Annotated in this window: 12 protein-coding genes; 8 read left to right on the forward strand and 4 right to left on the reverse strand. The window is 61.1% G+C overall.

All coding sequences use genetic code 11. From position 1 onward, the window contains the following. Nucleotides 1–4: 4 nt before the first annotated feature. The 5 genes from mlaD (at nucleotide 5) to JHD64_RS16745 (ending at nucleotide 2,600) form a co-directional block, all read left to right on the forward strand. Entirely contained in the window at nucleotides 5–493 is a 489-nt protein-coding gene (mlaD, locus tag JHD64_RS16725; RefSeq protein WP_059285995.1) for an outer membrane lipid asymmetry maintenance protein MlaD, read from the forward strand. 42 nt (nucleotides 494–535) lie between these two features. Continuing rightward, on the forward strand, nucleotides 536–1,147 hold the full coding sequence (locus JHD64_RS16730; RefSeq protein WP_059285996.1) for a phospholipid-binding protein MlaC: 612 nt from the start codon (nucleotides 536–538) through the stop codon (nucleotides 1,145–1,147). Nucleotides 1,148–1,158: 11 nt separating this feature from the next. Continuing rightward, nucleotides 1,159–1,452 carry a lipid asymmetry maintenance protein MlaB gene (locus JHD64_RS16735; RefSeq protein ID WP_059285997.1) on the forward strand — a complete coding sequence of 98 codons (294 nt, stop codon included), beginning with the start codon at nucleotides 1,159–1,161 and terminating at the stop codon, nucleotides 1,450–1,452. Between the two features lie 3 nt (nucleotides 1,453–1,455). Continuing rightward, complete coding sequence (locus tag JHD64_RS16740; protein WP_233170554.1) at nucleotides 1,456–2,301, forward strand: VacJ family lipoprotein; 846 nt, start codon at nucleotides 1,456–1,458, stop codon at nucleotides 2,299–2,301. 137 nt (nucleotides 2,302–2,438) lie between these two features. After that, nucleotides 2,439–2,600: a hypothetical protein gene (locus JHD64_RS16745; RefSeq protein WP_158527773.1), complete on the forward strand. Its 162-nt coding sequence runs from the start codon at nucleotides 2,439–2,441 to the stop codon at nucleotides 2,598–2,600. A 191-nt stretch (nucleotides 2,601–2,791) separates the two neighbouring features. Here the strand turns inward: JHD64_RS16745 and murA are convergent, their stop codons facing one another. From murA to JHD64_RS16765, 4 genes are read right to left on the reverse strand one after another with little or no spacing between them, the layout of a single operon-like run. Next, on the reverse strand, nucleotides 2,792–4,045 hold the full coding sequence (gene murA, locus JHD64_RS16750) for a UDP-N-acetylglucosamine 1-carboxyvinyltransferase (RefSeq protein WP_059285999.1): 1,254 nt from the start codon (nucleotides 4,043–4,045) through the stop codon (nucleotides 2,792–2,794). Nucleotides 4,046–4,053: 8 nt separating this feature from the next. Further along, nucleotides 4,054–4,302: a BolA family protein gene (locus tag JHD64_RS16755; RefSeq protein WP_059286005.1), complete on the reverse strand. Its 249-nt coding sequence runs from the start codon at nucleotides 4,300–4,302 to the stop codon at nucleotides 4,054–4,056. Between the two features lie 22 nt (nucleotides 4,303–4,324). Next, nucleotides 4,325–5,080, reverse strand: a complete 756-nt coding sequence (locus JHD64_RS16760; RefSeq protein WP_059286000.1) for an ABC transporter permease — start codon at nucleotides 5,078–5,080, stop codon at nucleotides 4,325–4,327. Further along, a complete protein-coding gene (locus JHD64_RS16765) occupies nucleotides 5,080–5,982 on the reverse strand; it encodes an ABC transporter ATP-binding protein (RefSeq protein ID WP_059286001.1) in 903 nt (300 codons plus the stop codon). Before JHD64_RS16765 ends, JHD64_RS16760 begins: the two co-directional genes overlap by 1 nt. 632 nt (nucleotides 5,983–6,614) lie before the next feature. Here JHD64_RS16765 and JHD64_RS16770 point away from each other — a divergent pair. The 3 genes from JHD64_RS16770 to JHD64_RS16780 are packed head-to-tail and all read left to right on the forward strand — an operon-like array spanning nucleotide 6,615 to nucleotide 12,352. Continuing rightward, nucleotides 6,615–7,808, forward strand: a complete 1,194-nt coding sequence (locus JHD64_RS16770) for an efflux RND transporter periplasmic adaptor subunit (protein WP_233170555.1) — start codon at nucleotides 6,615–6,617, stop codon at nucleotides 7,806–7,808. 13 nt (nucleotides 7,809–7,821) lie between these two features. Beyond that, nucleotides 7,822–10,965: an efflux RND transporter permease subunit gene (locus JHD64_RS16775; RefSeq protein ID WP_059286003.1), complete on the forward strand. Its 3,144-nt coding sequence runs from the start codon at nucleotides 7,822–7,824 to the stop codon at nucleotides 10,963–10,965. Then, nucleotides 10,958–12,352, forward strand: coding sequence for an efflux transporter outer membrane subunit (locus JHD64_RS16780; RefSeq protein WP_199054326.1), 1,395 nt, complete (start codon nucleotides 10,958–10,960; stop codon nucleotides 12,350–12,352). Before JHD64_RS16775 ends, JHD64_RS16780 begins: the two co-directional genes overlap by 8 nt. Nucleotides 12,353–12,867: the final 515 nt, after the last annotated feature.

Here is a 12,867-nt window from a genome sequence, read left to right on the forward strand (position 1 = left end):
GGTAATGAAACGCTCTACTATTGATTTGTGGGTAGGCCTGTTTGTGGCACTCGGCATTGCGGCGGTGGTCTTCATGTCGCTCAAGGTGGCCAATCTCACACCGCAAAGCGCGGACCAGACCTACACCCTGTATGCCGATTTCGACAATATCGGCGGCCTGAAAGTGAAGGCACCGGTCAAGGAAGCCGGCGTGGTGGTTGGCCGTGTCGGCGCCATCCAGCTCGATACCAAAACCTACCGGGCCCGCGTCACGCTGAATCTGGACAAGCAATACACCTTCAGCCGCGACGCCAGCGCGGAAATCCTGACGGCCGGCCTGCTGGGCGAGCAGTATATCGGCCTGCTGCAAGGGGGTGACCCGGACGTGCTGAAGGCCGGCGAACACATCACGCTGACCTCGTCCGCCCTGGTGCTGGAACAGCTGATCGGCAAGTTCATGACCAGCTTCTCCGGCGGCAATTCGGCCAAGAGCAACGCCTCGGCCGCGCAGTAAATTCCAGCCATAGTGCATAACCAATAAAGACTGACACACATCATGAAAAAACTGATCGCATGCTTTCTCGTCCTGCTGGGCCTGAGCGCCCACACCATGGCCGCCACCGACAATCCGGCTGATCTGGTACGCGACACCTCGCGCCAGATCATGGATGTCCTGAAACAGGAAAACGGCAAGAACACCAAGCAGATCCGTCAGCAAGTCGAAGCGCTGGCCGTGCCGCAATTCGATTTCCAGCGCATGACCGCGCTGGCGGTGGGCTTGGGCTGGCGTCAGGCCAGCCCGGCGCAGCAAAGCGCGCTGGCCCAGCAATTCCAGACCCTGCTGGTGCGGACCTACTCCACCACCATGACCCGCTTCAAGAGCGCCCAGATCGACATCCAGCCTAATGTCGTACTCGGCAACAGCGGCCGCGAAGCCACCGTCAAGTCCACCGTCAGCCTGCCGGGCAACGACAAGGGCCCGGTCGCTGTCGACTACACCCTGTACAAGACCCCGCAGGGCTGGAAGGTCTTCAATGTCAGCGTGGAAGGTGCCAGTCTGGTCACCGTCTATCGCAACCAGTTCAATCAGGAAATCAACAAGAACGGTGTGGATGGCCTGATCAAGATGCTGCAGGACAAGAACGCCGCCCTGCCGGCTGCCAAATAAGGACGCATGCCATGTTCGAGGAAACCGCCAGCGGGCAGGGCCGCCTGTCCGGCAAGCTGGACATGAACAGCAGTGCGGACTTGCTGGCCACACTGACCGCCCGTGTCGCCCGCGCCCCGCTGCAGCTGGACCTGTCCGGCATCAGCGAAGCGGACTCCTCGGCTGTCGCCCTGCTGCTGGCCTGCCGCCGTGCTGCAGAGCAGGCTGGGCAGACCCTGCAGCTGCAGAACTGGCCCAGCCGTCTGTCCGATCTGGTAGAACTGTATGCACTGCGCGAGCTGCTGAGCAGCCCGCAAGGAGAATAAACCATGACCCGCAAGCACCGCCTGTTGCCGGCGAGTCTGTTGGCCGGCAGCCTGTTGCTGGCCGGCTGTGCCAGTACTCACCCTGCCACACCGCAAGACCCGTACGAGTCGTTCAACCGCTCGATGTATGCCTTTAACGATGCAGCTGACCGCTGGGTGATGAAGCCGGCCGCCCAGGGCTATCACGCCATCACCCCCGGCCCCTTCCGTACCGCGGTCGGCAACTTCTTCGACAACTTCAAGGATGTGTACAGCGCAGCCAACAACCTGTTGCAGGCCGAGCCGGAAAAAGCGCTCAACGACATCATGCGGGTCGCACTGAACAGCACCTTCGGCTTGTTCGGCCTGATCGACATCGCCACCCCCGCCGGACTGAAGAACAACAAGACCTCGCTGGGCGATACTTTTGCCCATTGGGGCTGGAAGAGCAGCAACTACCTGGTGCTGCCGTTCTTTGGCCCCAGTACGGTACGCGACGGGCTGGGCCTGGGGGTAGCGCTGGGCATCAATGGTCCGGAACGACTGGTCTATCACAACACCAATGAGGCCATCGCCTTTTATGGTGTTTACGGGGTGAATACCCGCGCCCGCTATCTGGATCTGGACGAAAGCCTGTATGCGGCAGCACTGGACCCTTACAGCTATATCCGCGATGGCTATCTGCAGATGCGTGCCAGACAGCTTGGCCTGCCCAACCCCACCCAGAACGACGACATGAATATCGACGACCTGGTCAGCAGCCCGGCCAATGCTTCGGCCCCTGAGGCCGCAGCAGCTCCTGCCGCCAACAACAGCGAGCACGCCGAAGCTTCGGCAGCCGCACACGCAGAAGCCTCGGCCGCGCAGTAAGGCCATCTTGCTTTGTCGTATCAAAGGCAGCCTGCGGGCTGCCTTTTTCATTGGCGCAGTGGTGGCACTTGATCTGGCACAAGATCATCAACGACATAAATATTAGAATTTACTAAATTATTAGACCGGAGTTGATCATGGAACAGCGCCACATCCCGCAACAAGCACTGGAATACCTGACCCACTGTCTGCGCCATGCCGTTTCCAACGGCCAATACCTGACGCCCGCGCTACTGGAAGAGGCCATCGCTGCCTACAGCGCCGAGCATCCGCAGCAAGCCATCCAGATCCAGCACTGAGTCCTGCACTCTACCGCCCGAGCGGCCACCCGGCCGCTTGCTACCGGTCAGGGCTCCCCCCGCCTGCGCGTGGCACCGCCATCCCGCCAATCAAAAAAAATGGCAGCTGAACGGCCAGATTGCCGTTTGCTGCCAGATATGGGCCACACCGGCCCCTGAGTGAAAACGGCCACCCTGGTGGCCGTTGCTGCTTAGCTGATACGTTCGATCTGCGCGCCGACAGCGCCCAGTTTTTTCTCGATATATTCGTAGCCACGATCCAGGTGATAGATGCGGTCGACAATGGTTTCGCCCTGCGCCACCAGGCCGGCCAGCACCAGGCTGGCCGAGGCGCGCAGGTCGGTTGCCATCACCGTGGCACCGGACAGCTTGTCCACACCGTGCACCACCGCGGTATTGCCTTCCACTTCGATGCGCGCGCCCATACGGTTCAGCTCCGGCACATGCATGAAACGGTTTTCGAAGATGGTTTCGGTCACCACCCCGGTGCCCTCCGCCACACAGTTCAGCGTCATCAGCTGCGCCTGCATGTCGGTGGGGAAAGCCGGGTAAGGCAGGGTGCGGAAATTGATGGCCTTGGGGCGGCGCTTCATGTCCAGCGAAATCCAGTCATCACCCGCCTCGACCACGGCGCCGGCTTCCACCAGCTTGTCCAGCACCGACTCCATGCTGCGCGGCGCGGCATTGCGCAGGATCAGGTGACCCTGGGTAATGGCAGCGGCGACCAGAAAGGTACCGGCTTCGATACGGTCCGGCATGATGGCGTATTCGCAGCCATGCAGCCGCTCCACGCCTTCGATCACCAGCCGGTTGGTGCCGATGCCACTGATGTTTGCCCCCATGGCCACCAGGCAGTTGGCCAGGTCAGTCACTTCCGGTTCACGCGCGGCGTTTTCCAGAATGGTGGTGCCATCGGCCAGCGCCGCGGCCATCAGCAGGTTTTCGGTACCGCCCACGGTCACCACATCCATCACGATGTGCGCGCCACGCAGGCGCTTGGCCTTGGCCTTGACATAGCCATGCTCGATCACCACCTCGGCACCCATGGCGACCAGACCCTTGATGTGCTGATCCACCGGACGGCTGCCAATGGCACAGCCACCTGGCAGGGACACGGTGGCTTCGCCAAAGCGCGCCAGTGTCGGCCCCAGCACCAGGATGGAGGCGCGCATGGTTTTCACCAGATCATACGGCGCCACCAGGCTGTCCAGATGATCGGCGGTGATTTCCATTTCATGCACATTGTCGGTCATCACCCGCACCCCCATGCCTTGCAGCAGCTTCTGGGTGGTGGAGATGTCGCGCAGCATCGGCACATTGGTAAAGCGCATGGTGTCTGCGGTCAGCAGGCTGGTGCACAGAATCGGCAGCGCCGCATTCTTGGCGCCGGACACGCGGATTTCGCCATTCAGCGGGCCATTGCCGCAGATTTTCAGTTTGTCCATATCGGGGATCAGCCTTGCAGTTTTTCCCACTCGTCCGGCGTGGCTGCCTTGACGATGGAAAGGGCGTGGATTTCATTGCTGGCCAGACGGGTGGCAATCACTTCCTTCACCAGGCGGTGACGGTCGATCAGGCGCTTGCCGGCAAATTCGGCCGACACCACGGTGGCGTAAAAATGATGGCCGTCGCCTTCCACTTCCAGATGGGAGCAGTTGAGACCGGCGGCGATGTATTGTTTGACCTGTTCGGTGGAAATCATGTGTGCATCCTGAAAACGCATCCTAGTGGCGCAGCTTGTAGCCTGATTTGATCAGCCACAAAGCCAGCCCGGAAAGCAAGATAAAACTGCCGCCAACCACGCCCAGCGACAGCCAGGGGCTGACGTCGGCCTGGCCGAAGAAGCCGTAACGGAAACCGTCGATCATGAAAAAGACCGGGTTCACATGCGATACGGCATACCAGAATGGCGGCAGACTGTTGATGGAGTAGAACACGCCAGACAGAAAAGTCAGCGGCATGATCAAAAAGTTCTGAAATGCAGCCAGTTGATCGAATTTTTCCGCCCAGATGCCGGCAATCACCCCCAGAGTGCCCAGCACGCCGCAGCCAAGCAGGCCGAACAGCAATGCCCAGCCCGGATGACTGGGCAGCGGCAGGCCAAACCAGGCGGTCACCACCAGCACCCCGGCGCCAACGGCCAGCCCACGCACGATGGCGGCCAGCATGTAGGCGGCAAAGAATTCCAGCGCCGTCAGCGGCGGCAGCAGCAGAAACACGATATTGCCGGTGATCTTGGACTGGATCAGGCTGGAAGAGCTGTTGGCAAAGGCATTCTGCGCCATCGACATCATGGCGAGGCCCGGAATCAGGAAGGCGGTATAGCCCACGCCCGGATAGGCCTCGGCATGGCGCGACAGCACATGGGAAAAGATCAGCTGATACATCAGCGCCGTCAGCACCGGTGCCGCCACGGTCTGGAAGGACACCTTCCAGAAACGCACCAGCTCCTTGCGGAATAAAGTCAGGAAGCCCTGCATCAGCCTTGCCCCCCGTGCATCATGTTCACGAACACGCTTTCCAGATCCACCTCCACCACATTCAGTTCGCGTACGCGCACGCCCGCTTCGCGCAAGGTGGCCAGCACGCCCTCCAGCTGGCTCAGATCCGTCAGCTTCAGCACGATGCGCCCATCCTCCTCGCGCACCTTGCTGGGCAGCAGGCTGTCCGGCAAGGGTGCCGACAGCTTGAAGGCCACCTCGCGCTCCTTGCCGTGCTGCAGCAGCTTGTCCTTGCTCTCCAGCGCCACCAGTTTGCCGCGCTTGAGCATGGCTATGCGGTTGCACAGGGTTTCCGCTTCTTCCAGATAGTGCGTGGTCAACACGATGGTATGGCCGGCCTCGTTCAACTCCTTGACGAAGGCCCACAAGCTCTGGCGCAGCTCGACATCCACCCCGGCAGTCGGCTCGTCCAGCACCATCACCGGCGGACGATGCACCAGCGCCTGCGCCACCATCACGCGGCGCTTCATGCCGCCGGACAGGGCGCGCAAATTGGCATTGGCCTTGTCGGCCAGGCCCAGCTTGAACAACAGCTCGTCAATCCAGTCGTCGTTGCGGGTCAGGCCGAAATAGCCGGATTGAAAGCGCAAGGTTTCCCGTACCGACAGGAAGGGATCGAACACCAGCTCCTGCGGCACCACCCCCAGGCTCATGCGCGCCGCACGGAAATCGCGCACCACATCATGGCCCATGATGCGGATACTGCCGCTATCCGGCCGCGACAAGCCGGCCATGGCGGAAATGAGGGTGGTCTTGCCAGCCCCGTTGGGGCCCAGCAAGGCAAAAAACTCGCCGCTTTCCACACGGAAGCTGACGTCGTCCAGCGCCTGCAGCGCACCATAGCGCTTGCTGACCGCTTGTATTTCGATGGCCGAAGGCATGAGGTTGGTGAATGCTCGGAAAAAGAGAGCGATTATACCGCCGCCCTTCCGGCCTAGGGAAAAGTTGTGTCCTTGTTGCAGCCTGCCGACAGGATCACCCACGGCCCGCCCCGGTCCCGGCCGCCTGCCCCCGCGCTGCCGGCAAACAAGCCCAGCGACCTCCTGCGCCCGGCCTGCACACCCGCCATCAGTCGATGAGGCATCCAGCACGGGCCTGCCGCCTGATCCTGCGCACGCCCGCGCGGCCAGGCCAGGATGAGGTGTTGTTTTTTAAGTACATTTTCCCAGCAGCCCCCATGGCGCATTCCCCGTGCGCCGCTGGACGATTTTTAAGATTTTTTTGTCTGCCAGCCGCGATAAGAACGAAATTTCGTAATTATTGTCTTTATTTATCTTAAATTTCTGCTGCATACGAATTAAGCGCATTTTACATACAGTCATGAATGTATATAGAATGCGCGCACTTCCTTGCTGCCTGTCACATGACTATGTCACCGTACATATAGGCCAGCATGACAATCAAGACAGTAGACAACACTGAACCAAACAACATGCCCCTGTCTGCCGCCCCTCCGGGGTCTGCGCAGCGTGAAGGGGAGCAGTTTTTCACTTCAACTTGTCGAGGACATTCCATGTCTATGCACTCACTTTCCCTGCCGGCACGGCACGGCAAATGGCTGTTATTGAGCGCCCTTGCTGCCAGCCTTGCCGGCTGCGGCCAGAAAGCCGATCCGGCGGCTCAAGCCGCCCTCCCCGCCATGCCGGTATCGGTCATCAAGATCAGCGCACGCAATATCCCGGTGAATTTTGAATATGTCGGCCAGGCTGCCGGTTCACGCGAAGTGGAAGTGCGTGCCCGGGTCGGCGGCATCCTGCTCAAGCGGGCCTATACCGAAGGCCGCCCGGTGAAACAGGGCGACTTGCTGTTCCAGCTGGACCCGGCCACATACCAGGCCACACTGGAGCAGGCCGCGGCCGCGCTGAAGGTGCAAGAAGCGCAGCTGGCCAGCACACGCCAGGACTACGAGCGCGTGATGCCGCTGTTCAAGGAAAATGCCGTCAGCCAGAAAGACCGCGACGATGCGGTAGCCGCTTATCAGGCGGCACAGGCCCAGGTTGCGGCGGCGCGCGCCAAGTTGAAAGAAGCGCAGATCAATCTGGACTACACCCGCGTCACCGCGCCGATTTCCGGCATGACCAGCCAGGAAACCCGCTCCGAGGGCAGCCTGGTGTCCACCAGCGCCGACGGCAGCCTGCTGACCAAGATTTCGCAGCTGGACCCGATCTACGTCAACTTCAGCATGTCGGACAGCGACCAGATGAATCTGCGCAAGCTGCAGGAAAAGGGCTTGCTCAAGCTGAAGGACAACGGCCACTTTGAAGTGGCGCTCAAGCTGGCAGACGGCAGCCTGTTCGATCACAGCGGCGTCCTCAACTTCACCGACAGCCTGGTGGACAGCACCACCGGCACCATCCGTTCGCGTGCCTCGCTGGCCAATCCGCAGGGCAAGATTCTGCCGGGGCAGTTTGTACGGGTGCTGCTGAAAGGTGCCGAGCGCATCAATGCCATCGCCGTGCCACAGCGCGCGGTGCTGACCACCCAGCAAGGCAAGATGGTGTGGGTCGTGGGGGAAGGCAACAAGGTACAACCACGGCCGATCACCGTGTCGCAGGACGTGGGGCTGGAGGTACTGGTGGAAAACGGTCTCAAGCCGGGTGAGCAGGTGGTGGTGGACAACATCATCAAGCTGCGCCCGGGTGCCGAGGTCAAGCCGCAGCCCTACCGGGCCGATGCCAGCGCTCCTGCTGCCAAGCAACCCGCTTAAGAGGTCCTGAGCCATGTTTTCCGCCTTCTTCATCAGGCGGCCGATCTTTGCCAGCGTGATTTCCATCATCATCATGCTGGCCGGTCTGGCCGCCATCAAGGCTTTGCCCATCGAGCAATACCCGGAAATCGTACCGCCGGTGGTCCAGGTGACCGCCAGCTATCCGGGCGCTTCGGCCGAAGTCATCGCCAACACCGTGGCCGCTCCGCTGGAGCAGGCCATCAATGGTGTGGACAATATGCTGTATGTGCAGTCGGTCAGCTCCAGCAGCGGCAAATTGACACTCAGCGTCTCTTTCAAGATCGGCACCAATGCCGACCAGGCCACCATCAACGTCAACAACCGCGTGCAGTCGGTTACCTCGCAGCTGCCGGAAGAAGTCCGCCGCCAGGGGGTGAACGTCACCAAGAAATCGTCCTCCATCCTGCAGGTGATTTCGCTGTACTCGCCGGATAACAGTTACGACACGCTGTTCATCAGCAACTATGCCCTGCTGAATGTGGTGGATGAGCTGAAGCGGGTGCCGGGCGTGGGTGATGTGGTCAACTTCGCCGGTCAGGATTACTCGATGCGGATCTGGCTGAAGCCAGACCGGCTGGCCCAGCTCAAGCTGACCCCCAGCGATGTGTCCAATGCCATCAAGGAACAGAATGCCCAGTTCGCCGCCGGCAAGATCGGTGCCGAGCCCCAGCCGGGCAAGCTGGACTTTACCTACACCGTCACCACCCAGGGCCGTCTGTCCGAACCGGAAGAGTTTGAAAACATCATCCTGCGTTCCAACAGCGATGGCTCGGCGGTACGCCTGAAAGACGTGGCACGGGTAGAGCTGGGTGCGCTGTCCTACGACTTCAATGGTCGCCACAATGGCCGGCCGACCATTCCTGTCGGGATCTTCCTGGCTCCGGGTGCCAACCAGCTGGCCACCGCCCAGGCAGTGGAAGCCGAGATGCAAAAACTGTCGCTCAGCTTCCCCAAGGGCATGAGCTACGGCATCCCCTACGACACCACCAAGTTTGTCGAAGTATCGATCAAGGAGGTGTACCACACCCTGGGCGAAGCCATGCTGCTGGTCTTTGCCGTGGTCTTCCTGTTCCTGCAGAACTGGCGCGCCACGCTGATTCCCTGCCTGGCGGTGCCGGTGTCCATTGTCGGCACCTTTGCCGGCATGTATCTGTTCGGCTTTTCCATCAATACGCTGACGCTGTTCGGCATGGTGCTGGCCATCGGCATCGTGGTGGATGATGCCATCGTGGTGCTGGAAAACGTCGAACGGCTGATGACCGAGGAAAAGCTCAGCCCGCTGCAGGCCAGCTTCAAGGCCATGGAAGAAGTGTCGGGCGCACTGGTCGCCATTGTGCTGGTGCTGTGTTCGGTGTTTATCCCGGTGGCCTTCCTCGGCGGCATCGCCGGCCAGATGTACAAGCAGTTCGCCATCACCATTGCGGTGTCGGTCACCATCTCCGGCCTGGTGGCCCTGACGCTGACCCCGGCGCTGTGCGCATTGATCCTGAAGGAAGGCCATCAGCATCCGGCGCGCTTCTTCGTCTGGTTCAACAGCTGGTTTGACCGCCAGACCGCACGCTACACCGCAGGCGTCAGCTTCCTGATCAAGCGTGCCCTGCTCGGCCTGCTGTTGTTTGCCGGCCTGATCGCACTCAGCGTCGGGCTGTTCCGCACCATTCCGTCCAGCCTGGCCCCGGATGAAGACCAGGGCTATATCCTGGCCGTGGCCATCCTGCCTGATGGCGCCTCGCTGCAACGTACCGAGGCCACCATGGACAAGCTGGATGCCATGATGGCCAGCAATCCGGCGGTGAAAGACCGCATGTCCTTCGCAGGTTTTGACATCCTGTCCGGCGGCAACCGCACCAATGCCGGCGTGTCCTTCATCACCCTCAAACCATGGGATGAGCGCAAGACGCCCGATCTGTCCTCACAGGCCGTGGTCAAGGATGTCTTTGGCAAGGGCATGATGGGCATACGCGATGGCATCGTGCTGGCCTTCAATCCGCCACCGATCTCCGGCATGTCCAATACCGGCGGCTTTGAAAGCTATGTGCAGTCGCGTGCCGGCGGCAGCGCCGTGGAGCTGGGCAGCATCACCAAGAAACTGGTGGAAGCGGCCGCCAAAAGGCCGGAGCTGAAGGGAGTGCAAACCACCTTCTCGGCCAGCGTGCCGCAGTTGTTCGTCAAGCTGGACCGGGCCAAGGCCAAGTCGCTGAATGTACCGGTCAATACCGTGTTCGACACCATGCAAAGCACCTTTGGCGCGTTGTATGTCAACGACTTCAACAAGTTTGGCCGTACCTTCCGCGTGCAGCTGCAGTCCGAAGCCGATTTCCGCAGCAAGGTGGATGATCTGCGCAATATCTATGTCCGCTCGCAGGATGGCAATATGATCCCGCTCACCGCGCTGGTGAATGTGGAACAGACCACCGGCCCGGAAAGCCTGGAGCGCTTCAACATCTTCCCGGCGGCCAAGGTCGTCGGTGGTCCGGCACCGGGCTATAGCTCGGGTGATGCACTCAAGGCGATGGAAGAAGTCGCGCAGGAAACCCTGCCGGAAGGCTATAGCCTGGCCTGGACCGGCTCGGCCTTCCAGGAAAAATCCAGCAGCGGCTCATCGGTGATGGTGTTTGCCTTCGGCATGATCATGGTGTTCCTGATCCTGGCCGCGCAGTACGAGCGCTGGAGTCTGCCGATCAGCGTGCTGATGGCGGTGCCGTTTGCCGTATTCGGCGCGCTGATGGCCAACTGGCTGCGCGGACTGGCCAACGACGTGTACTTCCAGGTGGCACTGGTGACACTGATCGGCCTGGCCGCCAAGAATGCCATTCTGATCGTCGAATTTGCCGTGATGAAGATGGAAGAAGGCATGGAGCTGGCCGACGCCGCCCTGGCGGCAGCGCGACTGCGTTTCCGCCCCATCGTGATGACCTCGCTCGCCTTCGTGCTGGGCTGCGTACCGCTGGCCATTTCCAGCGGTGCAGGCTCAGCCAGCCGCCACTCCATCGGTACCGGGGTGATTGGCGGCATGCTGGCCGCCACCTTCATCGCCACCTTCTTCATCCCCATGTTCTTCATGGTGATCATGAAGTTTTCCAAACGAAAAGCGCCTCAGCTTGCGAGCGAGGCAGGAGGCAAGGACCATGCGTAAGCGCACTCTCCCCTTGCTGCTAAGCCTGGCCCTCACGGCCTGCGCGGTTGGCCCGGACTACAGCCGGCCCAAGTTCGATCTGCCGGCCAGCACGCCAACGCAGCAGGCCAGCGTAGCCAGCGACTGGTGGCAGCAGTTCCACGACCCGGTGCTCGACCAGCTGATTAGCGAAGCCCTGCAACACAACCAGGATCTGGCGCTGTCCGCCGCCCAGGTAGACGAAGCCGCCGCGCTGGCCGGCATCGCTCGCGCCCAGTTGCTGCCCAGCCTTGCCGCCAATGCCGGCTACCAGCGCGCCCGCACATCAGCCGAAACCACCACAGCCGGCAGCCCGCTGGTGAGCGATGTCCGCACGGCCAATCTGACAGCCAGCTGGGAGCTGGACTTGTGGGGCAAGCTACGCCGCAGCAACGAAGCGGCACGCGCCACCCTGGCGGCCAGCCAGTACAATCGCGATGCGGCCAGACTGTCACTCAGCGCCCAGGTGGCGCAAACCTATTTCCAGATGCGCGCCTTCGATGCGCAGCTGGATATTGCCAAGCGCACGCTGGACAGCCGCGAAGCCTCACTGCAGCTGCGCCAGAAGCGCTTCAAGGGCGGCATGACCTCCGAGCTGGACATGCGCCAGGCCGAATCGGAAGCTGCCTCGGCACGCGCCACCATCCCGCAATTGAGCAAGTCCCTGCAGCAAACTGAAACTGCGCTGGCCGTCTTGCTGGGCCGCTCGCCACGCGAACTGCTGGAAGGCAAGCTGCAGCGGGGTCAGGCCATCGACCTGCTGACTGTGCCACCCAGCATTCCGGCCGATCTGTCATCCAGCCTGCTGGAGCGCCGCCCCGATCTGGCCGCCGCCGAAGCCCAGCTGATCGCCGCCAATGCCCGCATCGGCGTGGCCAAGGCCGCCTACTTCCCCAGCATCAGCCTGACCGGAGCACTCGGCTCGCAAAGCCTGTCAATGGAAACGCTGTTCAGCGGTGCCACCCGCACCTGGAGTTTTGTCGGCAACGCCACGGCACCCATCTTCAACTTCGGCCAGACCGGCCTGAATGTTGATGCCGCCAGCGCCCGCCAGCGCCAGGCACTGGCCCAGTATCAGAAATCGGTGCAGACCGCCTTCAAGGAAACGCAGGATGCACTGGTTGCCAGCAGCAGCGCCCGCGAAGTACAGGAAGCCCAGACTACCCAGTTGACTGCCCTTAACCGGGCGCTGCATCTGGCAACGCTGCGCTACGACAACGGCTATTCCAGCTATCTGGATGTACTGGATGCCGAGCGCAACACCTTCCAGGCCGAGCTGAATCTGGTCAATGCCCAGCTGGATCGTCTGAACGCGGCCATCAGCCTGTACAAGGCCCTGGGTGGAGGCTGGGAAAGCGCACGCAACTGAGACACCCTGGCAGCACAAAGCCGCTGATCAAACGATCAGCGGCTTTTCTTTTATCCATACGCTGGCAATACCAGTCCGCATTCCTGCGCCGCAGGGGTACATCCTGGCCAACACCTACAACAAACACGCAGCCCATCTCTAAACCAGAGTATCTACCCGACTTCCAAGCCCGTCAGCGCCAGTCATGGCTGGCGAAAACAACAGGCACGACACCTTACCTTCAAGCGAAATGCAGCATAGTCATAAACGCGCGCGTGGCAGATCACACTGCAGCGGCAATAGCCGCAGCACCATAGCCATTTTGCAGTTTGGCACCCACCCAGCACGGACGTCTGGCTGCAGGAATGCAGCGGCATGGGATATACAAGTTACCGTCGCCCCAATGCAAAAAGCCCAGCTCGTTTGAGCTGGGCTTTTGTAAGGGGAGTCTGGCGGTGTCCTACTTTCACATGGCGAATGCCACACTATCATCGGCGCTAAGGCGTTTCACGGTCCTGTTCGGGATGGGAAGGCGT

The organism is Aquitalea sp. ASV15, from assembly GCF_016429115.1.
Taxonomy (GTDB): domain Bacteria; phylum Pseudomonadota; class Gammaproteobacteria; order Burkholderiales; family Chromobacteriaceae; genus Aquitalea; species Aquitalea magnusonii.